Below are 23,107 nucleotides of genomic sequence, written 5' to 3'. Positions count from 1 at the left end.
CGAGATGACCGCCAAGCCCGACCTGAAGGATTCCGCCATCTACCCCCACTGGTGTCGCGAGACGCTTCGCTATTGCGACACCGACGCCCAGGGGCACATCAACAACGTGGCGTTCTCGGTGTTCTGCGAGACGGGGCGCACCCAATTCCTGCTGGAGCCGGGCCGGCCGCTGACGCCGCCCGGCACCTTCATGGTCATCGCCCGGCTGGTGCTGGACTTCCTGGGCGAGATCCACTGGCCGGGCGAGGTGCGCATCGGCACCGGCGTGACCCAGATCGGCCGCTCGTCCTTCCATCTGGGCCAGGGCGTGTTCGTGGGCGATCGCTGCGTGGCCGTCGCCGATTCGGTGCTGGTGCTGGCCGATCAGGAAACGCGGCGCTCGACGCCCTTGCCCGACGATTTGCGGGCGCGGATCGAGAAGATGATGATCAGCGTTCCCGCCTGAGGGTCCAGCGGGCGTTCTGGCCCGCCTTGTTGAGGGCGTAGCCGTAGATCTTGCCGTCCTCGGTGCGCACGCCCTCGAAGGCGAAGGTGGTCTCGCCGTTCTCGGTGGCCGTCAGCTTCAGGGTGCAGGGGCTGATGGCCTCCACCTTGCCCTCGATCACCGTTCCCTGCTTGTAGCCCAGGTCGCGGTTGATGTCGGGCTTCTGCTCCAGCTTCCACGCCAGGCCCTGGGCGTCCCGCTTGAATTCCCACTTGGAGTAGGGGGCGACCCAGCGGCCCAGCAGCCATTCGCCGGAATCGGCCTTGGTGGTGTCGCAGGTGGCGTCGGGCAGCGGCTCGGGCGGCGGCGCCTTGGGGCCCTTGGGCAGGTCCTCGGCCAGGGCGGGGGCGGCGAGCAGGCAGCAAAGGGCCAGGGCGGCACGGCGCATGGGCTGGGATCCTTACTTCTTGGGGGCGGGGAAATAGCCGAGCGAACGCATGCAGGCGTTGATGCTGGCGTCGTATATGCGTTTGGCCTGGGCGCGCTCGTAGTCCCGCGTCGGGCTGTAGCCGTCGCGGCCGTCGTCGCGGTAGCCGGAATCGCGGTCGGCCGTGCGGCGGCAGGCGGAATAGTCGCGGTCCCACTGGTCCTTGGGGATCTGCGGGTTGACCCAGGGGTTGCCGGCGGCGCAGGCGCCCAGCAGCAGCGGAAGCAGGAGGATCAGGCGATAGGTCAAGGCGGGCCACGCTCGGTCGTTGGATGGCCGGCATTCGGCCACAGGCGGGCGTCCAAGGCAAGGCTTGAACGTCTCCAATCCCTCGGTTGAGGATCGCCCCCCGTCCGTCTATACTCCGCCGGCGCTTTGCGCTGCGTCGCAGCAACAACCATAAATGTGGAGACGAAGGATGAGCGGCGAGTCGCTGAACGGAATGTATTTCGAGGAACTGTCGGTCGGCCAGTCGGCCATCTTCGCCAAGACCGTGACCGAGGCCGACATCGTCGCCTTCGCCGGCGTGTCGGGCGATTTCAACCCGGTCCACATCAACGAGGAATTCGCCAGCCAGACCATGTTCAAGGGCCGCATCGCCCACGGCATGCTGTCGGCGGCGTTCGTCTCCACCGTGTTCGGCACCAAGCTGCCCGGCCCGGGCTGCATCTACGTCTCGCAACTGCTGAAGTTCAAGGCCCCCGTGCGCATCGGCGACACCGTCACCGCCCGCGTCGAGGTCACCGCGCTGACCCCGGAAAAGAAGTTCGCCACCTTCAAGACCACCTGCTCGGTGGCCGGCAAGATCGTCATGGACGGCGAAGCCACCCTGATGGTCCCGTCCAAGGGCTGAGGCCAAGGCACCCCCTCTCTCCATGGCGGGAGAGGGGGAAGTCTTGCGCTTCGAGGCCTTTTGCACTACCCCTTGGCCCTCGGTTTTTTCCTGAGGTCCAGTCTTCAAGATGCGCCTGATCCGGCATTGCGGCGAACTGTCCCCCGACCACCGCGGTTGCGTGGTGGCGCTGGGCAATTTCGACGGCGTCCATCTCGGCCATCAGTCCGTCATCCTGACCGCCCGGCGCATCGCCGCCGAACTGGGTGTGGCCCATGCGGTGATGACCTTCGAGCCCCATCCGCGCTCGCTGTTCAATCCCGACCAGCCGCCCTTCCGCCTGACGCCGTTTCGCGTCAAGGCCCGCCTGATCGAGGCGCTGGGCACCGATTTCCTCTACCAGCAGCATTTCGACCGCGATTTCTCCGCCATGACCGCGCTGGAATTCGTCGGCGACGTGCTGGTCGGCTGCCTCAAGGCCAGCCATGTGGTGGTGGGCTACGACTACGTCTTCGGCAAGGGCCGCATGGGCACCGGCGCCTTCTTGCAGAAATGCGGCGAGGAATCGGGCTTCGGCGTCACCGTGGTGCCGCCCGCCATGTCCGATAGCGGCGAGACCTATTCGTCGACCGCCGTGCGCGACCATCTGGTGGCCGGCCGCCCCGACGCCGCCGCCCGCCTGCTGGGCCATTACTGGGAGGTGGAGGGAAGGGTGGAGCACGGCGACGCCCGTGGCCGCCTGCTGGGCTTTCCCACAGCCAACCTGCGGCTTGGCGAGTATCAGCGCCCGGCCGGCGGGGTCTACGCGGTGCGCGCCGGCATCGACAAGGGCGGCGCCACCGTCTGGCACGACGGCGTCGCCAATTTCGGCCGCCGGCCCACCTTCGACAAGACCGACGAATTGCTGGAAGTCCACCTGCTGGACTTCGACGAGGACCTTTACGGCCGCCACCTGCGGGTGGCGCTGGTCGAGCATGTCCGTCCCGAACGCCGCTTCGGCGGCCTGGACGAACTGACCCGCCAGATCGCCGCCGACGTGGAGACCGGCCGCAAGATGCTGGCCGCCCGCAAGTTTTCCGCCGCCGCCGGGCCCATGGTGCCCGTCGATCCTGATGTCTGAGAGCCGATCATGAGCGTCGATTACAAGAATACCGTCTTCCTGCCCAAGACCGATTTCCCCATGAAGGGCGAACTGCCCAAGCTGGAGCCCGAGCTGCTGGCCCGCTGGGAGAAGATCGACCTGTTCGGACGCCTGCGCGCCAGCGCCAAGGGCCGGGAGAAGTTCATTCTTCACGACGGCCCGCCCTACGCCAACGGCAACCTGCACATCGGCCACGCCCTGAACAAGATCCTGAAGGACGTGATCACCCGCTCGCAGCAGATGCTGGGCAGGGATGCGGATTACGTGCCGGGCTGGGACTGCCACGGCCTGCCCATCGAGTGGAAGATCGAGGAAAAGTACCGCGAAGCCGGCAAGGACAAGGACGAGGTGGACATCGTCGCCTTCCGCGAGGAATGCCGCCAGTTCGCCGCCAAGTGGATCGCCATCCAGAAGGAAGAGTTCAAGCGCCTCGGCATCACCGGCGACTGGGACCATCCCTACACCACCATGACCAACCACGCCGAATCGGTGATTGCCGCCGAGCTGGGCAAGTTCCTGCTGGACGGTTCCCTTTATAAGGGCGCCAAGCCGGTGCTGTGGTCGGTGGTGGAGAAGACCGCGCTGGCCGAGGCCGAGGTGGAGTACCACGACCACACCTCCATCACCATCTGGGTCAAGTTCCCGGTGGTCAAGGCCTGCTGCCCCACGTTGGACGGCGCCAAGGTGGTGATCTGGACCACCACGCCGTGGACCATGCCCGGCAACCGCGCCATCGCCTATGGGGCCGAGTTCGACTACGTGCTGGTCGAGGTCGAATCCTGCGAGACCGGCCTCGCCCAGCCCGGCGAGAAGCTGGTGCTGTGCGCCGACCTGGCCGAGCAGGTGGCCAAGGATTCCAAGTGCGCCTTCAAGGAACTGGCCCGCTTCAAAGGCTCTGACCTCGCCGGCACCGTCTGCCATCACCCGCTGAAGTTCCACGAGCAGGCCAAGGGCGGCTATGATTTCGAGGTGCCGCTGCTGGCCGGCTCGTTCGTCACCACCGACACCGGCACCGGCTTCGTCCACATCGCGCCGGGCCACGGCGAGGACGACTGGCATCTGGGCAAGGAACACGGCATCGCCATCCCCGACACCGTGCAGCCTGACGGCAAGTACTTCCCCCATGTGGCGATCTTCGCCGGGATGGAGGTGCTGAACCAGGGCAAGAACGGCAAGTACTACTCCCCCGTCGCCAAGCCGGTGATCGAGGCCATGACCGCGGCGGGCAATCTGCTGGCCCACGGCAAGGTGGAGCATTCCTACCCCCATTCCTGGCGTTCCAAGGCGCCGCTGATCTTCCGCAACACGCCCCAGTGGTTCATCTCCATGGAGAGCACGGGCCTGCGGGCCAAGGCGCTTTCGGCCATCGCCGAGACCCGCTTCGTGCCCGACCAGGGCCGCAACCGCATCGGCTCCATGGTGGAGAATCGTCCCGACTGGTGCGTGTCGCGCCAGCGCGCCTGGGGCGTGCCCATCACCGTGTTCGTGGACAAGAAGTCGGGCCAGCCCTTGCGCGACGCCAAGGTGATGGAACGCATCGTCGAAGCCTTCAAGGCCGAGGGCTCGGACGCCTGGTTCACCTCCGATCCGTCGCGCTTCCTGGCGCCTGAATACAAGGCCGAGGATTACGACAAGGTCACCGACATTCTCGACGTGTGGTTCGATTCGGGCTGCACCCACGCCTTCGTGCTGGAAGGCGACGAATGGCCGCGCCTGTCCTGGCCCGCCTCGCTCTATCTGGAAGGCTCGGACCAGCATCGCGGCTGGTTCCATTCAAGCTTGCTGGAATCCTGCGGCACGCGCGGCCGCGCACCCTATGACGCGGTGCTGACCCACGGCTTCGTCCTGGACGAGGACGGCCGCAAGATGAGCAAGTCGTTGGGCAACGTGGTGGCGCCGCAGGAAGTGGTGGGCTCCATGGGCGCCGACATCCTGCGTCTGTGGGTGGTCGGCTCGGATTATTCCGACGATCTGCGCATCGGGCCGGAGATCCTGAAGACCCAGGTGGACATCTACCGCCGCTTGCGCAACACGCTGCGCTACCTGCTGGGCGCGCTGGACGGCTTCACGGATGCCGAGGCGTTGCCGGTGGCCGAGATGCCCGAGCTGGAGCGCTGGGTGCTGCACCGCCTGACCGAGCTGGACGGTCAGTTCCGCGCCGCCTGCGACGGCTTCCAGTTCCACGGGCTGTTCACCGAGCTGCACAATTTCTGCGCCGTCGACCTGTCGGCCTTCTACTTCGACATCCGGAAGGACGCGCTGTACTGCGACGCCCAGTCGTCGGTGCGCCGCCGCGCGGCGCGCACGGTGATGGACATTGTGCTCGACACCCTGACCAAGTGGCTGGCCCCCTTCCTGTGCTTCACCGCCGAGCAGGCGTGGCTGGCCCGCCATCCCTCCGACGACGGCTCGGTGCATCTGGAGCTGTTCCCCGCGATTCCGGCCGATTGGCGGGACGAGGACCTGGCCGCCAAGTGGGCCAGGATCCGCGACGTGCGCAAGGTGGTCACCGGGGCGCTGGAGATCGAGCGGCGCGAAAAGCGCATCGGCTCCTCCCTGCAGGCCAGCCCGCGCCTGACCGTGTCGTCGGAGATCCACGAACTGCTGGCCGGCCTCGACATGGCGGAGATCTGCATCACGTCGGGCATCCGCGTCATCGACGGCCTGCCCGCCGAAGGCGAGTTCCAGTTGCCTGAGGTGCCCGGCGTCTCGGTCGCTCCCAATCCGGCCGAGGGCGAGAAATGCCAGCGCTGCTGGAAGGTGCTGCACGAGGTGGGTTCCGCCAAGCACGAAGGCGTCTGCCACCGGTGCTCCGACGCGGTGGAGGCGGGCTGAGTGGTTCTCTCCAACGCGCTGCCCCGGGGCCTGTCCGTCGCCACCCTGATCATCGTTCTCGACCAGCTCTCCAAGTACTGGATCATCGAGAAGGTCATGCGCCCGGAAGGCGTGGAGGGTACGCCGTTCTATTCCGCCACCCGGATCGAGGTCCTGCCGGTCTTCGATCTGGTGATGGCCTGGAACCGGGGCGTCAGCTTCGGCATCGGCAACAATAGCGGCGAATGGAACGCGCTGATTCTCTCGGCCCTGGCCATGGTGATCTGCGCCGCCATGACCTTCTGGCTGGCCAAGGCCGAGACCCTGCTGGTCCAGGTGGCGCTGGGCGGAATCATCGGGGGCGCGCTGGGCAACGTCATCGATCGCGCCCGTTTCGGGGCGGTGGCGGACTTCCTGGACGTCCATGTGGCGGGCTATCACTGGCCGGCCTTCAACGTGGCGGATTCGGCCATTACCGTCGGCGCCGTTTTTCTCGTCGTGGACTCCTTGTTTGGCGCGCGCGATTCGTCTAAGAATTAGGACCATGAAGACCAACCGCACCACCGCCCGACTGATTGCCCTGGCCGCCTTAGCCGCGACGGTGGCGATGTCCGCCTGCACCGACGTCAAGCGTTCGCTCGGCTACGAGAAGCAGCCGCCGGACGAGTTCCAGGTGGTGCAGCGCGCGCCCTTGTCCATGCCGCCGGAATTCACCCTGCGGCCGCCGCAGCCGGGCGCCGTCCGCCCGCAGGAGGGCACGACCCGCGACCAGGCCCGCAACATCCTGACGGGCAGCCGCATGGGCACCCCCATTTCCACCGAGGGCCGCACCGCCGGCGACGTCGCCATGATGAAGCGGGTGGGCGCCGATTCCATCCAGCCCGACATCCGCGTGCTGGTGAACAAGGAATCCCAGGCCTTGGTCGACGCGGATAAGAGCTTCCAGGAGCGCATCATGTTCTGGCGCAAGCCCGAGGCTCCCGGCACCCCCGTGGACGCCGCCAAGGAGACCCAGCGCCTGCGCGAGAACCAGGCGCTCGGCAAGTCGGTGTCCGACGGCGAGACACCCCAGGTCCAGCGCCGCAAGCGCGCCTGGCTGGAAGGCGTCTTCAACTAGCCCCCGCCGTGACCGGGCCGGGTGCCCGGCATGACGTTTTGTTCAGGTTGCTTGCCAAGCATCCTGTTCCGTCCCATATCCGTCGCGTCTGATCATCAGGAGGCCCGATGAGCCCCATCCGTTTGTGCGCGCTTGTGCTGGCCGCCGTGCTGGTCGCTGTCCCCGCCGCTTCTCCGGCCAATGCCCGGGTGTTCGATCCGGCGACCTTCACCCTTTCCAACGGCATGCAGGTGGTGGTGATCTCCAACCACCGGGTGCCCATCGTCAGCCACATGGTCTGGTACAAGGTGGGCGCCGCCGACGAGGAGGCGGGCAAGAGCGGGCTGGCCCATCTGCTGGAACACCTGATGTTCAAGGGCACGCCCAGCGTGCCGCCCGGCGAGTTCTCCAAGATCGTGGCGCGCAACGGCGGCCGCGACAACGCCTTCACCTCGTCGGACTACACCGGCTATTACCAGAACGTCGCCGCCGACAAGCTGGAACTGGTGATGCGCATGGAAGCCGACCGCATGCGCAATCTGGTCCTCGACGAGGCCAATTTCCGCACCGAGCGCGACGTGGTGCTGGAAGAGCGGCGCTCGCGCACCGACAACAATCCGGGCGCGCTGCTGGGCGAGCAGATGGAGGCGGCGCTCTACCTCAATTCTCCCTATCGCCGCCCGGTCATCGGCTGGCCCGACGAGATCGCCGCGCTGTCGCTCGACGACGCGCTGGCCTTCTATCGCCGCTGGTACGCCCCCAACAACGCCATCCTGGTGGTGGCCGGCGACGTGACGGCCGAGACGGTGCGCCCCCTGGCGGAGAAGTATTACGGCGTCATTCCCCGCGCCGACACGCCGCCGCGCGCCCGCACCGAGGAACCGCCCCACCGGGCCGAGCGTCGCATCACGCTCAAGGACGGCCGTGTCGCCCAGCCGTCGTGGAGCCGTCTCTACCTCGCCCCCAGCCTGGGCGCCGGGGACCGCGATCAGGCCTATCCGCTGGAGGTTCTGGCCGATCTGGTGGGCGACGGCGCCACGTCCAGGCTCTACCGCTCGCTGGTGGTGGAGAAGGGGGCGGCGGCGGCCATCAGCACCTCCTACGATCCCGTCGCGGTGGGGCGCACCACCTTCCGCGTGGCGGCGACGCCGCGTCCCGGCGTGCCGCTGGACAAGTTGGAGGCGCTGATCGAGCAGGAACTGGCCCGCATCGTCAAGGAGGGCTTCTCCGCCGCCGAGGTCGAACGCTCCAAGGCCCGCCTGCGGGCCAGCGCCGCCTATGGCCGCGATTCGCTCCACACCGGGGCGCAGACCCTGGGCCAGGCCCTGGCCTCCGGGGTGACGGTGGACGAGGTGGAAGCCTGGCCCGATCGCATCGCTGCCGTGACGCCGGAACAGGTGGCCAAGGCCGCGGCGGCCGTGTTCAATCCGGTCTCCTCGGTGACCGGGCTGCTGCTGCCCGACCCGGCTGCCGCCAAGCCGGGCCAGGTCCGCGCCGTGATGCCGCCATCGGCTCCGGCCAAGGGAGTGCATTGAGATGCTGCGTCCTGTTGCCGTTCTGCTCGGCCTGCTGCTGTTCGCCCTGCCCGCCGGCGCCGTCACCGTCGAGAAGGTGACCAGCCCCAAGGGTGTCGAGGCCTGGCTGGTCCGTGATCCTTCCAATCCCATCATCGCCATGGAGGTCGCCTTCAAGGGCGGCGCCGCCCACGACCCGGCGGCCAAGTCCGGTCTGGCCGGCATGATGGCCGCCCTGCTGGACGAAGGGGCGGGGCCCTACGATTCCCAGGCCTTCCAGCAGATCCTCGAGGACAAGGTCATCACGCTGGGCTTCAACGCCGGCCGCGACAGCTTCGCCGGGCATCTGAAGACCCTGTCGGAGAACAAGGACACCGCCTTCGAGCTGTTCCGTCTGGCGCTTACCCAGCCGCGCTTCGACAAGGAGCCGGTGGAGCGCATTCGCGGCCAGTTGCTGGCCGGGCTGATGCGCGAAAGCCAGGACCCCGGCGCCCAGGCCTCGCGCCGGCTGTTCGAGGCCGCCTTCGCCGGCCACGCCTATGCCCGTTCGCCGCGCGGCACCATCGAGACGGTCAAGGCCATCCAGATCGCCGACCTGCGGGCCCTGGTCCGGGCGCAGCTGACCCGCGACCGGCTGGTGGTCGGCGTGGTGGGCGACATCGCGCCCGACGAACTGGCGCGTCGCCTGGACGAGGTGTTCGGCGGCCTGCCCGCCACCGGTCCCCTGGGCGACATTGCCGAGGTGGCGGCCAAGCCCCCCGCCGGGCTGGCGGTGATCCCGAAGGACAATCCCCAGACCACCGCCCTGTTCGCGCTGCCCGGCCTCAAGCGCGACGATCCCGACTGGTACGCGGCTTACGTGGTGAACTACATCCTGGGCGGCGGCGGTTTTTCGTCGCGGCTGACCGAGGAGGTGCGCGAAAAGCGCGGCCTGGCCTATTCCGTCACGTCCTACCTGTCGCCCTATGCCCATTCCGGGCTGATCGTCGGCTCGGTGGCCACCTTGAACGCGCGTTTTTCCGAAAGCGTCGGCCTGATCAAGGCCGAGTTCCGCCGCATGCACGACGAGGGGCCCACCGAGAAGGAACTGGCCGACGCCAAGACCTATCTCAACGGCTCGTTCCCGCTGTCCCAGGATTCCACCACCGCCATCGCCGGCCTGCTGGTTCAGATGCAGATGGACCGCCTGGGCATCGACTTCCTCGACCGCCGGGCGGCAGTGATCGACGCGGTCAGCCTGGAGGATGCGCGGCGAGTCGCCAAGCGTCTGCTCGACGCGGACGGGTTGTCTTTCGTGGCGGTGGGGAAGCCGGCGCAGTAGGAGAACAAGCGGGCGGGACGCCCGCGCTCCACATCCGGCCGGAGCGCGGGCGTCCCGCCCGCATCGAGTTCGGAGCGCGGGCGTCTCGCCCGCATCGAGTTCGGAGCGCGGGCGTCTCGCCCGCAGGGGCCCTACTTCTTCTTGGTCAACTGGTCGATCTGCTTTTGCAGGGCCGACACGCTGGCCTGCAGATCCTCGACCTTGGGCGACGAGCCGTCGGCGCCCTGGGGGTAGAAGGGGCTGAACATCTTCATGGCGCTTTCCATGAAGGCCATGTTCTTCTTACCCATCTCCTCGAACGGACCGAAGGGAAACATCCCTTCCAGCGCGTTGCGCATGTAGTCGCGCATCTGGGTCTCGTTGTGGGAGAAGGCCTGCATGGAATATTCCAGGTAGCGCGGCACCAGCCCGCCCAGCGAATCGCCGTAGAAGCCGATCAACTGGCGCAGGAAGCTGATGGGCAGCAGGTTCTGTCCGCCCTTGGATTCTTCCTCGACGATGATCTGGGTCAGGACAGAGCGGGTGATATCCTCGCCCGTCTTGGCGTCGTAGACCACGAAGTCGTCGCCGTCCTTCACCATCTGCGACAGATGGTCCAGGGTGACGTAGCTGCTGGTCGCCGTGTTGTACAGGCGACGGTTGGCGTACTTCTTGATCGTGATCGGGGCCTTGGCGGAGGTCTGGGACTCTGACATCTGCGTTTTCGTCTCGATTCTGTCGGGCGGGCTGCATTGCCCGCTGCATTGCACCAGTAGTAACAGAATTTTACGTGTCGCGTCGATTAGCAACAATTTTCTTTCGCTGATGCGATATGGCGTCGCACCATATGGTCAAGGGCGGGGGGCTGGGCTATGATCCGCCCATGTCGAATGCGCCGCCCGATTTCCAGGCGCTTGCGCGCCGCTATCTCGACCTGTGGCAGGAGCAGGTGGCGGCCGTGGCCGCCGACCCCGCTCTGGCCGAGGCTGTCGCCCGCGGCGTCGCCCTGATGACTCAAAGCGCCGCAGCCGTGGCCCAGGCCACCGGGCTGAAGGTCAATCAACCCAACAATGGGCCGAAAGCCGATGAGCGGACCCAGCAGCCCAGCACCGCGAACGGGGCCCCGCCCGTTGGCCCTGCATCTGATGACCCACGCCTCGACCCTGATGAGCTCGCGCGCCGCCTTGCCGCACTTGAAGGACGGGTCGCTCGGCTGGAGGCCGCCCTTGGTGGAGGCGGGCCGAAACCTGACGCAAAGCCTCGCGGAGGCCGGACCCGACGCCTGGACCCGGCTTGACGCGGAGGTCGCCGCCGAATCGGCGCGTCGCCATGATTCCTTCCTGGCGGGGATAGAGGCCTATCGCCACCACCCCTATCGCCGCGCCCTCGACCCGGCCCCGGAAGTCTGGCGCCAGGGCACCACGTCCTTGCGCGACTACCGCCAGCCCGGATGCGACGGCCCGCCGGTGCTGGTGGTGCCCTCGCTGATCAACCGCGCCTACATCCTGGACCTTTCGCAAAAGCGCAGCCTGATGCGCTATCTCGCCGCCAAGGGACTGGCCCCGTTCCTGGTGGATTGGGACGCGCCGGGCGAGGCGGAGCGGAGCTTCACCCTGACCGACTACATCGCCGGCCGCCTGGAAGCGGCGCTGGACGAGGTGGTGCGCCTGACAGGGAAAAAAGCGGCGGCGGTGGGCTATTGCATGGGCGGCCTGCTGGCCCTGGCCCTGGCCCAGCGGCGGCCCGACGCGGTGTCGGCCCTGGTGCTGCTGGCCACCCCCTTCGACTTCGTGGTGGGGCGCGAGGCCAATTCCGTGCTGATGAAGGCCCTGGCCCAGCCCATGGGAACCCTGATCGACGGAGTGGGCGAAGTGCCGGTGGACATGCTCCAGGCCATGTTCGCCGGACTGGACCCCGGCCTCGCCGTGCGCAAGTTCACCGCCTTCGCCCGCCTGAATGGCAAAAGCGCCGCCGCCCGCGACTTTGTCGCGCTGGAGGATTGGGCCAATGACGGCGTGCCGCTGGCCGGTCCGGTGGCGCGCGAATGCCTGTTCGGCTGGTACGGGGAAAATGATCCCGCCCAGGGGCGCTGGTGTATCGAAGGCAGTCCTGTCAACCCCGAGAGTGTTACGGTTCCCACCCTGGTGATGATCCCCAAGCGGGACAGGATTGTGCCGCCGGTCTCAGCTTTACCATTGTGGGAACGCATCCCAAGTGCCAAGCTGATGCGGTTGGCCGGTGGACATGTTGGCATGTTGACCGGACCACGCGCCAAGACCGAGGTCTATGGGCCGCTCATGCGCTGGCTGCACCGCAGGGCAGGCAATTAGACTGGTTGCATAAGGGGTAACCGAAGCGCTATGACAGCGGGGGGAGACATGTTTCTGGAACGATGCCAGAAATCCCCCTCCCCCAAGCAGTTCTGCCTTTGAGCGGCCCCATACCCACCTTAGGAGACTCCAAGCTCATGACCGACATTGTTATCGCCGCCGCCACCCGTACCGCCGTTGGCTCGTTCAGCGGCTCGCTGGCCGGCCTTCAGGCGGCCCAGCTGGGCGAGATCGTCATCCGCGAGGCGCTGAAGCGCGCCGGAGTCGAGGCCGGGGCCGTCGACGAGGTTCTTCTGGGCCACATCCTGTCCGCCGGCTGCGGCCAGAACACCGCCCGCCAGGCCGCCATCAGGGCCGGCGTGCCGGCCGAAGCCACCGCCATGGCCATCAACCAGCTGTGCGGCTCGGGCCTGCGCGCCGTGGCGCTGGGCTTCCAGGCCATCAAGCTGGGCGATTCCAACATCGTCGTCGCCGGCGGCCAGGAAAGCATGAGCAACGCCCAGCACGCGGCGTTCCTGCGCGGCGGCGTCAAGATGGGCGGCCTGGAATTCGCCGACACCATGATCAAGGACGGCCTGACCGACGCCTTCAGCCCGATCCACATGGGCATCACCGCCGAGAATCTGGCCGAGAAGTACCAGATCACCCGCGAGGAGCAGGACATCTTCGCCCTGGCCTCCCAGAACAAGGCCGAGGCCGCCCAGAAGGCCGGCCGCTTCAAGGACCAGATCACCCCGGTGACCATCATGGTCAAGCGCGAGGAGAAGCAGTTCGACACGGACGAGTTCATCCGCATCGGCGCCACCATGGACCAGATCGCCAAGCCGAAGCCCGCCTTCAAGAAGGACGGCACGGTGACCGCCGCCAACGCGTCCGGCATCAATGACGGCGCCGCCGCCCTGGTGCTGATGACCGCCAAGGAGGCCGACAAGCGCGGCATCAAGCCGCTGGCCCGCATCGCCGGCTGGGCCACCGCCGGCACCGATCCCAACACCATGGGCTACGGCCCGGTCCCCGCCACCCAGAAGCTGCTGGCCAAGCTGGGCTGGAAGCACGAGGACCTGGACCTGATCGAGGCCAACGAGGCCTTCGCCGCCCAGGCCATCGCCGTCAACAAGGGCATGGGCTGGGACACCTCGAAGGTCAACGTCAACGGCGGCGCCATCGCCATCGGCCACCCCATCGGCGCCTCGGGCGCCCGCATCCTGGTGGACCTGCTGTACGAAATGGCCCGCCGCGACGCCAAGAAGGGCTTGGCCACGCTGTGCATCGGCGGCGGCATGGGCATCTCGCTCTGCGTCGAGCGCTGATCCCTTAGGTTTTTAGAAAAAGGGGAGCCGCGCCCGCCCGGCGGCTCCCCGGCTTTTCACAGGACGGAAATACAAGATCGGACGCGCCGGGCCAATCCGGCTTCAAAGATCCGAGCGGAGACACAGTAATAGAGGAGAAGTCCATGGGTCGTTTAGCAATTGTGACCGGCGGTACCCGCGGCATCGGCCGCGAGATTTCGGTGACCCTGAAGAAGGCCGGCTACAAGGTGGTGGCCAATTACGGCGGAAATGACGAGGCGGCCGCCAAGTTCACCGCCGAGACCGGCATTCCCGCCATGAAGTGGGACGTCGGCAGCTACCCCGCCTGCGAGGCCGCCATCGCCAAGATCGTCGCCGAGCACGGCCCGGTGGAGATTATCGTCAACAACGCCGGCATCACCCGTGACGCCACCCTGCATCGCATGAGCTATCAGATGTGGGAAGACGTGATCCACACCAACCTGACCTCGTGCTTCAACATGGCGCGCCTCACCATCGATTCCATGCGCGAGCGGGGCTTCGGCCGCATCGTCAACATCGGCTCCATCAACGGCCAGGCCGGCCAGTACGGCCAGGTGAACTACGCCGCCGCCAAGTCCGGCATCCACGGCTTCACCAAGGCCCTGGCCCAGGAAGGCGCCGCCAAGAACATCACCGTCAACGCCATCGCGCCGGGCTATGTGGACACCGACATGGTCCGCGCCGTGCCGCCGGCGGTGCTGGAGAAGATCATCGCCAAGATCCCGGTGGGCCGTCTGGGCCGCGCCGAGGACATCGCGCGCTGCGTCATGTTCCTGATCGCCGACGAGGCCGATTTCATCACCGGCTCGACCCTGTCGGTCAACGGCGGCCAGCACATGTACTGATCCGTTTTCGCCTTCGGGCGAATGGACGAGGCCCCTGTCCCCTGGGACGGGGGCCTTTTTTATTCATACAAAGGAAGTAAATGGCATATGCGAACAGGGTGCGCGGAGGTCCTTTATAGGCTTCGGTGGTAGGGTGAATCCTGTATCTCGGCGGATCGTCAATGTCGGTCCTGGAATATGCAAGATTCGGTTAAGGTTCGTCACCCTCTGAATGTTGTGTATCCCCACTAATATTCCCATACTCAAGATATGGGATTTTCGCATGACATGAGATGGGGTCATGAATAGTTCAGGCGGCGGCCGAAGAATTTCAACGGAAACAGAAGGGGGCGGGGCATCCTGCGGCAGTGACGGCCGCGGTTGCTACGGGGCCGCCGCCGTGGTGTCCGGCGTCCTGGAACGCCTGTTGCGCGAAACCGCCCGTGACGGATTGGTGCGTGTCGAGGACGCGATCAAGATCCTGAAGCTGGTGGGGCGCGGCACCTATGAACTGGACGTGGCCTTCGATTCCCTGGAAAAGGCCTGCCGCCTGAGATTCCAGCCGGGGCGGGGCAAGGCGTCCAGCCGCGACAATCCGTTTCGCCGCCTGATGGTGCGCCCGTTCGAGACCTTGCTGTCGGGGGAGCCGCCGGCTTATCCCCGGCCCTTCCTCGGCAATTACTTCGAGGTGCTGGAGGCGGCGTGCGGCGACAAGTACGCCGAATACGACCGCCACAGCCGCGCCATTCTGCAAAGCCTGCTGGTGGTCCATGGACACAATCTGGTGTGGGACACCTTCTATGCCGAAAGCCGCGCGGCCCAGGTGCTGGCCCATGCGTTGCGCCGGCTGCTGCGCTTTCTCGACACGCCTCCCGGCCAGTGGGTCTGGGTCCAGGCCATGAGCAAGCCCAGTCCGACCGGTGCTCGGCCCAGCGCCGAGCAGACCGACCGCATCCGCGAGACGCTGCAGCATACCCTGCGCGGCTTCGATCTCGGCCAGCCGGCCACGGCGGCCCGGCAGGGAGGGGGCGCGTGATGGCCATGCCCATGCCGGCCGCGGAGCATTCCCGCAAGATTCTGGTGGCGGTGGTGGACGCCCATGCCGGCCATCGCCAGCAGGTGGCCGCCGCCCTGACGTCGTTCTATCAGGTGGCGGCGTTCGAGCAGTTCGACCAGGCCATGGAGAGCCTGTCGGGATCGCCGCCCTGCGTGGTGCTGCTGGACGAAAAGGCGCTGCCTCGCCTGGGGGGTGATCCCATCGCGACCGCCCGCAGGCTGTTGAAAGGGGTGCCCATCATCCGCACGCTGGCCCGCCCCATCCAGCAGCTGGGCAGCGCCGCCTATGACACCGACGCCTGTCTGGAAAAGCCCTATCGCCGTTCGACCCTGATCAAGACCATCTCGGGGCTGGTCAATAAATCGGTGGAGGCGGGCTGGGAGAATTTGGCGCCGCACTACAAGGAATCGCTGCGCCGCACGGTGGACAGCTTCAACAACATCTCGGACCTGATCGACAAGGGCGAACCCCTGGTCTACCAGGAGATCAACGAGGCTTGCGGCCCGCTGGTCGACGCGGTCAGCAACCACGATTTCAAGGTGATCCTCAACGGGGTCAAGGGCCACGACAACTACTCCTACGTCCACTCGCTGCGGGTGGCGACGCTGTTGTCGCTGTTCGGCCATACCATCGGGCTCAAGGGCGACGACCTCAGCCTGCTGGCCAGCGGCGGATTGCTGCACGACATCGGCAAGATGACCATCCCGCACGAGGTGCTGAACAAGCCCGGCCGCCTCGACGACGGCGAATTGCAGGTGATGCGCAGCCATGTGCCGAAATCGGTGGATTACCTGAAGCTGTGCGAAAGCCTGCCCAAGGGCGTGCTGACCATCGCCGCCCAGCACCACGAGAAGCTGGACGGCAACGGCTATCCCGGCCAGCTCAAGGGCTCGCAGTTGAACGAGTTGGCCCGCATGGCCTCCATCGTCGACATCTTCGGGGCACTGACCGACCGCCGGGTCTACAAGGAGCCCATGTCGCCGGAAGATGCGCTGACCTTGATGACCGAGCGCATGGGCGGCGAGATCGACCTGTCCCTCCTGGCCCTGTTCCGCGCCATGCTGCTGGACGCCGCCACGCCGACGGCGTGACTTTGTTTCATGCCCTCAATCGCCGGGCGGCCGGCACGCAACGGCGTGCATGTCTAGCAAAGCTGGAGGGCGGCCTTGGCTCCCGCGGCACAAGCCGCGCGGCCCCTTGGGCCTAGCCGAGCTACCATGAGCTCGGCCTTCAGAAGCTGACCGACGCCTGGACGAAGGCGCTGCGACCCGGAGCCCACTGCAGTTTGGTGGTGGGACTTTGCGGCAGCGGGTTGACGTGCAGGTGATAGTGCTTGTCCAGCAGGTTGGCGATGCCGGCGGTGATGGCCGCCCGGCTGCCCAGCGCCGCTCCGGCGAACAGGTCGAGCAGGGCCCAGCCGGCCGTCGCGCCAGCCGTGTCCTGGCCCGAGCCGGACGAGGTGTAGGCGTCGATGCGGTTCTGGCTGGCGGCGAAGCTGAGCCGCGCCCCCACCGATCCCACGGTATCCGGGGCCAGCTCGCGCCGATGCTCGACCACCATCTCGCCGTCCAGCGGGGCAATCTGGTAGAGCGGGCGGGAATCGGTGAGATTCTCGCCCCGGGTCCATGACAGCCTGGCCCGCGCCGACCAGGATTCGGACATCTGCCACCAGCCCTCCAGGGCGGCGCCGGCCAGATAGGCCTCGACGTTGCGGTAGACGATGGCGCCGTCGCTTTTCAGGATGCCGGGCTGGCCATGGGCGCGGTCGGCGGTGATGAAGTCCACCACCCGGTCGCCGTAGCCGGTGGCCGCCACCCGCCACGATCCCGCCGGATTGCCCGGCGCGAAATTGCCCTTGAAGCCGCCGAAATCCTGTCGCACCCCGAATTCCAGGCGGTGATGGGCCTCGGGATCGAGCTGGGGGTTGCCCACCTGGGTGAGGGCGGCGGGGCCGGAACTGGCGTAGAAGCGCTCGCCGGCGTCGGGGCTGCGCACGGCGCGCCGCAAATCCATGTGCAGCCGCCCGGTCTTATCCTCGGTGTCGTGGGCCAGCAGGACGCGACCGCTGAGGTTGAGGTTGGACGGGCTGGACTTGTTGTTGTTGCCGTAATAGCTGTTCCACAATTGCTGCGGCGTGACCTGGAAGGACGTGGCGCCGCTGCCTGACACCGGCGGCATCTGGCTGCGGTCGTTGGCGTCGGAATGGATGGCGTCGAGGCGAAGGGCGGCGGCCAGCGAATCCTGGGGCGACAGCCGGGTGGCGGTGGCCCAGGTCAGGCCGGCCTGCAGGGTCTGGACGTCGGGCATGCGGTGGACCGCCTGACCCTGGGCCGGATACAGGGCGTCGATGTCGATATTGTACTTCAACAGGCCGAAATCGGCGGTCACCGTGTTGCGGAAGGCCCCGGTGGTGAACTCGCCGCGGGCCAGGCCGCGGGTGGTGGCCCACAGGCCGTTGTACTTGAGGCCCAGGCTGCCCCGGTCGCGCAGCGAGGTGTTGTCGGCGTCGTAGCTGAGTGCGTCGAAGACGATGCCGGTCTCGATGCGGTCCAGCTTGGACTCCACCGGCTTGTGCTCGAACACCGTGGTGGCGAGATAGCGGTCCAGGCGGGTGGCGTCGATGCCGTAATTGGGAATGCGGTGATTGGAGAAGGCGTCGCGCATGACGAAGCCGGACAGGCGGCTTTGCGGGGCGGGGCGCCAGCTGGCGGCCAGTTGGCTGTTGACGCGGTCATAGCCGTAATTGACCCGCTGGCCGGCTCCGTCCTCGTAGGGCTTGACGTGGTCGTGGCGCAGGCCGCCCCAGACCGAGCCGTCGCCGATCTCGGTATTGGCCAGGCCGGCTTCGGTCGAGACGTTGCCGTTGCCCTGGAAACCGCCGGTCAGCACGGCATTGTTCGATGCCGCCGCCGCCACGGCCCGGCGCTGGGCGAAAAATTCGACGGGCCAGGCGGTCTTGGCCGGCATCAGCGGCTCGGCCACCGGCAGGTCGGTCAGCAGCATGAGGGGCGGGACGTCCTGTCCGGCATGGCGCGGCATGTAGCGGGTGTCGACGAAGGACTGATCGGGCAGCAGCTTGGGCGGCTCGCCCGCCTCCGACTGCTCGCCAATCGCCATCAGCGCCGCCAGGACCGGCAGCTTGCGCAACAGGCTTCGATTATGATTACGCCCCCTTCTCATGACGGTAGAGGTAATCGGATCGGCATGGGAAAGGCAAGCCAATCCAGCCACAAGCATTGCACTCCCGCCGTCTTCGGTGTACCGCTTGCATATGGCTGAGCGGGGGGAGACAACTGAGCCATGCATTGGAGATGGGTGGCGCAAGTAACGCTCGTTTTGTTCGTGGCGCTTGGATCGATGGTGTTCGCGGGGGGACGGGCCGTCGCCGGTCTGAATCTTTCCGCCGAAACCAGGGTGGAGCCGATATCCGGCCACTGGTCGGCGCTGCGGGACCCCTCCGCCGAGCTCGATATCGACGATGTGACCAAATCCGAGGCGGCCGTGGGGTTCAAGCCGCTGCCGGGCGACCTTGCCGCCGGCTATGACGGCGCCGTATGGTGGCTGAGGACGGAGATTCGGCGCGGCGCCGACGCGCCCTCCCATTGGCTGCTGGAGGTCGAGCCCCCCTATCTGGATCAGGTCGGCCTGTTCATCGAGGACGAGCGGGGGGTATTGCGCGCCTTCGCCGCCGGCGACCGCGTCCGTTTCGATGCCCGTCCCTTGCCTTATCGCACCTTCGTCTTCCCCATCCGTCTGGACGACGACTTGCCCCATCGGGTCTACCTGCGGATCAAGTCCACGAGTTCCGTGAACGTCACGGCGCGCCTTCTGTCACCCGAGGGATTCGCCCTCAGCGCCGCCCATCGGGACCTGGCCCACGGTCTGGCCCATGGCGCGACGATCATCATCATCCTGTTCGCGCTGGTGCAGTTCGCGGTGGGGCGGGACCGGCTTCATCTCGGATTTCTTGCCTATGCAATTCCGTTGGAACTGATGTATCTGGCGATCGGCGGCTTCGCGTCCCAGATGATCGTTCCCGCCTTTCCCCTGGTGGCCGACCAGATGCTGGGGATCTCGGCCTGTCTGGCCATCGGCGGCGGCATGGTCTTCGCGTCGCAGGTCCTGGATTTCGAGCATCACTTTCCCAGGATGGAGCGGATCTACACCTGGACCGGCCGGGGCTGCCAGTGGGCGGCGGTGTCGGTGCCGCTCGGCTTGTATTGGCTGGCGGCGCCGGTGGTCCAGTCGCTGGTCCTGGTGTCGTTCTTCATCACGGCCTTTCTCGCCATGAGGCGGTCGCTGGCCGGCGATGGCGTCGCCCGGTGGTACATGGTGGCCTTCCTGTTTCCCATCATGGTCAACATGTTCGTGGTGGCCCGCGTCCTCGGCCTTGTCACCACGCCCATCGAGATGGATCTGGTCGCCCATTTCGCGGCCAGCACCCACATGCTGCTCATCGGCTGCGGGCTGGTGTGGTACAGCGCCGGAATCGAGGCCGACCGCCGCCGTGCCGGCCAGCAGCAGTTGGAGGCCGCCTATCAGATCGAACGGGCGCTGGAGGAGCGGGTCAGCCTGCGTACCAGGGAGCTGGCTGAATCCAACGCCACCCTGGCGCGCGAAATCGCCGAGCGCCGGGCCGCCGAGGACCGTGTCACCGACCGCGAACGGCAGGTACGCGCCATTCTCGAAGCCGCGCCGTTTCCCATGGTGGTCTCGAGCTTTCCCGACGGAGAGATCATCTCCCTGAACGGCCCGGCCGCCGAGCTTCTCAATGTTCCGGCCGACCAGGCGGTCGGCATGATGAGCGTGGAATTCTATGCCGAGCCGTCGGAACGGGGGCCGATGATCGCCCAGCTCCACCAGAGCGGCGCCGTCCTCGGGCATGAACTGCGCCTGCGGCGGATGCCGCGCATGCAGCGCTGGGTCCTGCTGTCGGTGGTGCGTTTCAGCTATGGCGGCCGGGATTGCGTGCTGGCCTGCCTGAACGACATCACCACCCGCAAGCAGCTCGAGGATGCCCTGCGGCTGACCGGGCGTCGGGCGGAGGCCGCGCTGGAGGCGGAGCGCCAGGCCCTGCGCGAGCAGCGCAACTTCCTGGCGATGGTCTCGCACGAGTTCAGGGTTCCGCTGGCCATCATCGAGGCGGCGTCGCAATTGCTGAACATCTATCTGGGTGCCAACGGGGAGGCGGAGGAGGAGGTGGCGAAGATCCGCCGGGCCGTGCGGCGCATGTCGGAACTCATCGACGTCTGCCTGGCGGACGACCGGATCGATTCGTCTTCCTTGCAGGTGCATGCCGACCGGCTCGACGTGGCCCGCATGCTGGCCGACATCTGCGACGACAAGCGGCCCTTCGCCGGTGAGCGCGATCTTGTCCTGCATGCGCCGGGCCGGGCCGACGTGATGGCCGATTGGACTCTATTGCGGATCGCGTTTTCCAATCTGATCGACAATGCGCTAAAGTTCTCGCCAGGCGGCTCCCCGGTGACCATCGAGGTCACCGTAGAAGACGACGCGGTCCGGGTCCGGATCGCCGACCAGGGACCGGGAATCGCCGTGGAGGAGCAGTCGCGGATCTTCGAGAAATTCTACCGCTCCACCAAGTCCGACCGCATACGCGGCGCCGGTCTGGGGCTTTACATCGTCAAGCGGATCATGGACCTGCACGGGGCAGCCATTTCCGTGGACAGCGAAAGGGGCCGGGGAACCGTATTCGATATTTGGTTGTCCGCCGGCAATGAGATACGTCTAAGCGGAGTAATACCTAAGCGCTAATTCAGTAACGTGTAAAGTATGGTGATATTGCTTAGGGAGTTTGTGTCCGCAGGGGAAAATCTATGATCAAGGTAATGGTCGTCGAGGACGATCCTGATCTGTGCGGGTCGATCTGCCGCTATCTGTCCCTGGTGGGCATGAATGTCCAGCGTGCGGGGTCGGGGGCGGAAATGGACGCCCTTCTGCCGGATTTCGTGCCGGACCTGCTGGTGCTCGACGTCAACCTTCCGGGCGAGGACGGCTTTTCCATCGCCGCCCGGCTGCGCTCGGCCAGCAAGGTGGGCATCATCATGCTGACCGCTCGCGGGCAGCTGGACGACCGGGTCCTGGGCCTGACCGCCGGTGCCGACGCCTATCTGGTCAAGCCGGTGCAGTTCCGGGAGCTGGAGGCGGTGATCCACAGCCTGACGCGGCGCCTGAACGAGCCCGCCGCCGAGGAAAAGCGCGAAAGCCGCGAGGATGGGAACCAGACCTGGGGCTTCGACGCCGCCAGCTGGTCGCTGATCACCCCGTCGGGCCAGCGGGTGCCGCTGACCAACGCCGAGTACCGGGTGCTGCAGACCCTGACCCAGGAGCCGGGCGCCTCGGTGGCGCGCGACGACATCGCCGCCGCGCTGGGCAAGAGCATCGGCGGCTATGACGACCGCAGCATCGACGCGGTGATGGCCCGGCTGCGCCGCAAGGTCAACGCCGCCACCGGCGAGAACCTGCCGGTGCGCGCCGTCCGTTCCGTGGGCTACGTCTTCGCCGCGCCGGTCGAGGCCCGCGCCCGCCAGGCCTCTTAGGGACAAGCATGGCCCGCACCATCGGTTCCCACGGCCCCCGCACCATGGAGGCCATCCGCAAGGCGGGTCTGAAGCTGATCTACGAGCATGGTTTCGAGGCCATGAGCCTGCGCCAGCTGGCGGCCGAGGTCGGCATCCAGGTGGGCTCGCTGTACAATCACATCAGCACCAAGGAAGACCTGCTCTACGACCTGATCCGCGCCCATATGGACGAGCTGTTCCTGCAGTTCGACGCCGCCATGGCGGCGGTGGAGGGGCAGGGGGCGGAAGAGCGTCTGCGGGCGTTCGTGGCCTTCCACGTCACCTATCACATCGTGCGCAAGCGCGAGGTGTTCATCGGCGCCTCGGAGCTGCGTTCGCTCGAGCCCAATCACTACGAAGAGATCGTCACCCTGCGGCGGCGCTACGAGCGCCGGCTGATCGACATCCTGGACCAGGGCGAGGCGGCCGGCCTGTTCCGCTGCGGCGACGCCCATGTGGCCGCCTATGGCATCCTCAGCATGCTGACCGGCGTATGCACCTGGTTCCGGCCCCATGGCCGCCTGAGCAAGGAACAGGTCATCGCCATCTATTCCGATCAGGTGCTGGGCGGATTGATGGGCGCCCGTGGGCAGTGAGGTCCTGATCCGCGGCGCCGGCGAGATCGCCTCGGCCATCGCCGTGTATCTGGCGCGGGAAGGATGCCGGGTGGCGCTGCAATCGTCTCGGCCGCCCATCGCCATCCGTCGGCGGATGGCCTTCTCGGACGCCTACTTTCTGGGCGCGGTGGAGTTCGAGGGCATTCAGGCCCGCCGCATCGAAAACCCGCAGGACATCGCCGACGCCTGGACCTGTGGCCAGATTCCCCTGCTCGCCATGGAGTTCGGCCAGGCCGTGGCCGGCCGTCCCTGGTCGGTGCTGGTGGACGCCCGCATGAACAAGCAGCAGGTTCCCGAGCCTCAGCGGGGCCTGGCGCCGCTGGTGGTGGGCATGGGGCCGGGCTGCACCGTCGGGGTCAACGTGGACGTGGCGGTGGAGACCTCGTGGGATCAGTTGGGCAGGGTGGTGCGCCACGGCTCCACCTTGAAGCTGGCGGGCGAGCCCAGGGCCGTGCTGGGGCAGGCCCGCTCGCGTTTCCGCTACGCTCCCGTCGCCGGCATCCTGCGGGCCGAGGCCGCCATCGGCCAGCGGGTCAGGGCGGGCGACGTGGTGGCCCGTATCGGCGCCACGGCGGTCGAGGCGCCCTTTGACGGCATCGTCCGTGGACTGACCCATGACGGAGTGCCGGTGGAAACGGGCAACAAGATCGCCGAGATCGACCCCCGCCCCGGAGAGGTGAAGCTGGCGGGAATCGACGAAAGGCCGCGGCGCATCGCCGAGGCGGTGGCGAGCATCGTCGTTCAGTCCCGGGCCTGACG

Annotated in this window: 21 protein-coding genes; 17 read left to right on the top strand and 4 right to left on the bottom strand. The window is 66.9% G+C overall.

Annotated elements, in window-relative coordinates; genetic code table 11:
* The first annotated feature begins 4 nt into the window (after window positions 1-4).
* Entirely contained in the window at window positions 5-445 is a 441-nt protein-coding gene (locus tag XM1_RS20510; RefSeq protein WP_068436766.1) for a thioesterase family protein, read from the top strand.
* Here the strand turns inward: XM1_RS20510 and XM1_RS20505 are convergent.
* Entirely contained in the window at window positions 429-872 is a 444-nt protein-coding gene (locus XM1_RS20505; protein WP_068436764.1) for a hypothetical protein, read from the bottom strand. The two genes, XM1_RS20510 and XM1_RS20505, sit on opposite strands and share 17 nt — an antisense overlap.
* A 12-nt stretch (window positions 873-884) precedes the next feature.
* A complete protein-coding gene (locus XM1_RS20500) occupies window positions 885-1,160 on the bottom strand; it encodes a hypothetical protein (RefSeq protein WP_068436762.1) in 276 nt (91 codons plus the stop codon).
* Window positions 1,161-1,329: 169 nt separating this feature from the next.
* Here XM1_RS20500 and XM1_RS20495 point away from each other — a divergent pair, with 169 nt between their 5' ends.
* The 7 genes from XM1_RS20495 to XM1_RS20465 all read left to right on the top strand — a co-directional run bounded on the left by XM1_RS20495 (window position 1,330) and on the right by XM1_RS20465 (window position 9,629).
* Window positions 1,330-1,764, top strand: coding sequence for a MaoC family dehydratase (locus tag XM1_RS20495; RefSeq protein ID WP_008616671.1), 435 nt, complete (start codon window positions 1,330-1,332; stop codon window positions 1,762-1,764).
* A 109-nt stretch (window positions 1,765-1,873) separates the two neighbouring features.
* The gene (locus XM1_RS20490) at window positions 1,874-2,863 is read left to right on the top strand and encodes a bifunctional riboflavin kinase/FAD synthetase (protein ID WP_068436758.1); all 990 of its coding nucleotides are present in this window, start codon (window positions 1,874-1,876) and stop codon (window positions 2,861-2,863) included.
* A gap of 9 nt (window positions 2,864-2,872) precedes the next feature.
* On the top strand, window positions 2,873-5,719 hold the full coding sequence (gene ileS, locus XM1_RS20485) for an isoleucine--tRNA ligase (RefSeq protein WP_068436753.1): 2,847 nt from the start codon (window positions 2,873-2,875) through the stop codon (window positions 5,717-5,719).
* Window positions 5,720-6,238, top strand: coding sequence for a signal peptidase II (gene lspA, locus XM1_RS20480; RefSeq protein WP_082700628.1), 519 nt, complete (start codon window positions 5,720-5,722; stop codon window positions 6,236-6,238).
* 4 nt (window positions 6,239-6,242) lie between these two features.
* The gene (locus XM1_RS20475; RefSeq protein ID WP_068436750.1) at window positions 6,243-6,815 is read left to right on the top strand and encodes a DUF3035 domain-containing protein; all 573 of its coding nucleotides are present in this window, start codon (window positions 6,243-6,245) and stop codon (window positions 6,813-6,815) included.
* Window positions 6,816-6,922: 107 nt separating this feature from the next.
* Complete coding sequence (locus tag XM1_RS20470; protein ID WP_068436748.1) at window positions 6,923-8,329, top strand: pitrilysin family protein; 1,407 nt, start codon at window positions 6,923-6,925, stop codon at window positions 8,327-8,329.
* Between the two features lies 1 nt (window position 8,330).
* Window positions 8,331-9,629: a pitrilysin family protein gene (locus tag XM1_RS20465; RefSeq protein ID WP_068436746.1), complete on the top strand. Its 1,299-nt coding sequence runs from the start codon at window positions 8,331-8,333 to the stop codon at window positions 9,627-9,629.
* 131 nt (window positions 9,630-9,760) lie between these two features.
* Here the strand turns inward: XM1_RS20465 and phaR are convergent, their stop codons facing one another.
* Entirely contained in the window at window positions 9,761-10,324 is a 564-nt protein-coding gene (gene phaR / locus XM1_RS20460; protein ID WP_068436739.1) for a polyhydroxyalkanoate synthesis repressor PhaR, read from the bottom strand.
* Window positions 10,325-10,834: 510 nt separating this feature from the next.
* Here phaR and XM1_RS20455 point away from each other — a divergent pair.
* The 5 genes from XM1_RS20455 to XM1_RS20435 all read left to right on the top strand — a co-directional run bounded on the left by XM1_RS20455 (window position 10,835) and on the right by XM1_RS20435 (window position 16,241).
* Window positions 10,835-11,938: an alpha/beta fold hydrolase gene (locus XM1_RS20455; RefSeq protein WP_068438099.1), complete on the top strand. Its 1,104-nt coding sequence runs from the start codon at window positions 10,835-10,837 to the stop codon at window positions 11,936-11,938.
* 137 nt (window positions 11,939-12,075) lie between these two features.
* On the top strand, window positions 12,076-13,248 hold the full coding sequence (locus XM1_RS20450; protein ID WP_068436737.1) for an acetyl-CoA C-acetyltransferase: 1,173 nt from the start codon (window positions 12,076-12,078) through the stop codon (window positions 13,246-13,248).
* A 143-nt stretch (window positions 13,249-13,391) separates the two neighbouring features.
* On the top strand, window positions 13,392-14,114 hold the full coding sequence (gene phbB / locus XM1_RS20445; RefSeq protein ID WP_068436734.1) for an acetoacetyl-CoA reductase: 723 nt from the start codon (window positions 13,392-13,394) through the stop codon (window positions 14,112-14,114).
* 379 nt (window positions 14,115-14,493) lie between these two features.
* On the top strand, window positions 14,494-15,129 hold the full coding sequence (locus XM1_RS20440; protein WP_068436732.1) for a hypothetical protein: 636 nt from the start codon (window positions 14,494-14,496) through the stop codon (window positions 15,127-15,129).
* Window positions 15,129-16,241 carry an HD domain-containing phosphohydrolase gene (locus XM1_RS20435; protein ID WP_082700627.1) on the top strand — a complete coding sequence of 371 codons (1,113 nt, stop codon included), beginning with the start codon at window positions 15,129-15,131 and terminating at the stop codon, window positions 16,239-16,241. The genes XM1_RS20440 and XM1_RS20435 overlap by 1 nt, the downstream gene beginning before the upstream one ends.
* Before the next feature lie 139 nt (window positions 16,242-16,380).
* Here the strand turns inward: XM1_RS20435 and XM1_RS20430 are convergent, their stop codons facing one another.
* Window positions 16,381-18,297 carry a TonB-dependent receptor domain-containing protein gene (locus XM1_RS20430; RefSeq protein WP_068436730.1) on the bottom strand — a complete coding sequence of 639 codons (1,917 nt, stop codon included), beginning with the start codon at window positions 18,295-18,297 and terminating at the stop codon, window positions 16,381-16,383.
* Window positions 18,298-18,450: 153 nt separating this feature from the next.
* Here XM1_RS20430 and XM1_RS20425 point away from each other — a divergent pair, with 153 nt between their 5' ends.
* From XM1_RS20425 to XM1_RS20410, 4 genes are all read left to right on the top strand, one after another.
* On the top strand, window positions 18,451-20,925 hold the full coding sequence (locus XM1_RS20425; protein WP_068436728.1) for a 7TM-DISM domain-containing protein: 2,475 nt from the start codon (window positions 18,451-18,453) through the stop codon (window positions 20,923-20,925).
* A gap of 62 nt (window positions 20,926-20,987) precedes the next feature.
* Window positions 20,988-21,710 carry a response regulator transcription factor gene (locus tag XM1_RS20420; protein WP_068436725.1) on the top strand — a complete coding sequence of 241 codons (723 nt, stop codon included), beginning with the start codon at window positions 20,988-20,990 and terminating at the stop codon, window positions 21,708-21,710.
* An 8-nt stretch (window positions 21,711-21,718) separates the two neighbouring features.
* Window positions 21,719-22,327 carry a TetR/AcrR family transcriptional regulator gene (locus XM1_RS20415; RefSeq protein WP_068436723.1) on the top strand — a complete coding sequence of 203 codons (609 nt, stop codon included), beginning with the start codon at window positions 21,719-21,721 and terminating at the stop codon, window positions 22,325-22,327.
* Window positions 22,317-23,105 (top strand): xanthine dehydrogenase, encoded by a 789-nt coding sequence (locus XM1_RS20410; RefSeq protein WP_068436721.1) that lies wholly within the window; start codon window positions 22,317-22,319, stop codon window positions 23,103-23,105. Before XM1_RS20415 ends, XM1_RS20410 begins: the two co-directional genes overlap by 11 nt.
* Window positions 23,106-23,107 lie beyond the last annotated feature (2 nt).

Source organism: Magnetospirillum sp. XM-1, from assembly GCF_001511835.1.
GTDB lineage: Bacteria > Pseudomonadota > Alphaproteobacteria > Rhodospirillales > Magnetospirillaceae > Phaeospirillum.
The sequence above is the reverse complement of the archived record's forward strand: the minus strand, read 5'-3'. Positions and strand labels throughout refer to the sequence as shown.

Bases quoted from the DNA above. Each gene is read 5' to 3' on its own strand.
- XM1_RS20465 (WP_068436746.1), top strand. From the start codon at position 8,331: ATGCTGCGTCCTGTTGCCGTTCTGCTCGGCCTGCTGCTGTTCGCCCTG.
- XM1_RS20435 (WP_082700627.1), top strand. From the start codon at position 15,129: ATGGCCATGCCCATGCCGGCCGCGGAGCATTCCCGCAAGATTCTGGTG.
- XM1_RS20450 (WP_068436737.1), top strand. From the start codon at position 12,076: ATGACCGACATTGTTATCGCCGCCGCCACCCGTACCGCCGTTGGCTCG.
- XM1_RS20425 (WP_068436728.1), top strand. From the start codon at position 18,451: ATGCATTGGAGATGGGTGGCGCAAGTAACGCTCGTTTTGTTCGTGGCG.
- XM1_RS20475 (WP_068436750.1), top strand. From the start codon at position 6,243: ATGAAGACCAACCGCACCACCGCCCGACTGATTGCCCTGGCCGCCTTA.
- XM1_RS20510 (WP_068436766.1), top strand. From the start codon at position 5: ATGACCGCCAAGCCCGACCTGAAGGATTCCGCCATCTACCCCCACTGG.
- ileS (WP_068436753.1), top strand. From the start codon at position 2,873: ATGAGCGTCGATTACAAGAATACCGTCTTCCTGCCCAAGACCGATTTC.
- XM1_RS20415 (WP_068436723.1), top strand. From the start codon at position 21,719: ATGGCCCGCACCATCGGTTCCCACGGCCCCCGCACCATGGAGGCCATC.
- XM1_RS20420 (WP_068436725.1), top strand. From the start codon at position 20,988: ATGATCAAGGTAATGGTCGTCGAGGACGATCCTGATCTGTGCGGGTCG.
- phbB (WP_068436734.1), top strand. From the start codon at position 13,392: ATGGGTCGTTTAGCAATTGTGACCGGCGGTACCCGCGGCATCGGCCGC.
- XM1_RS20470 (WP_068436748.1), top strand. From the start codon at position 6,923: ATGAGCCCCATCCGTTTGTGCGCGCTTGTGCTGGCCGCCGTGCTGGTC.
- XM1_RS20505 (WP_068436764.1), bottom strand. From the start codon at position 872: ATGCGCCGTGCCGCCCTGGCCCTTTGCTGCCTGCTCGCCGCCCCCGCC.
- phaR (WP_068436739.1), bottom strand. From the start codon at position 10,324: ATGTCAGAGTCCCAGACCTCCGCCAAGGCCCCGATCACGATCAAGAAG.
- XM1_RS20495 (WP_008616671.1), top strand. From the start codon at position 1,330: ATGAGCGGCGAGTCGCTGAACGGAATGTATTTCGAGGAACTGTCGGTC.
- XM1_RS20490 (WP_068436758.1), top strand. From the start codon at position 1,874: ATGCGCCTGATCCGGCATTGCGGCGAACTGTCCCCCGACCACCGCGGT.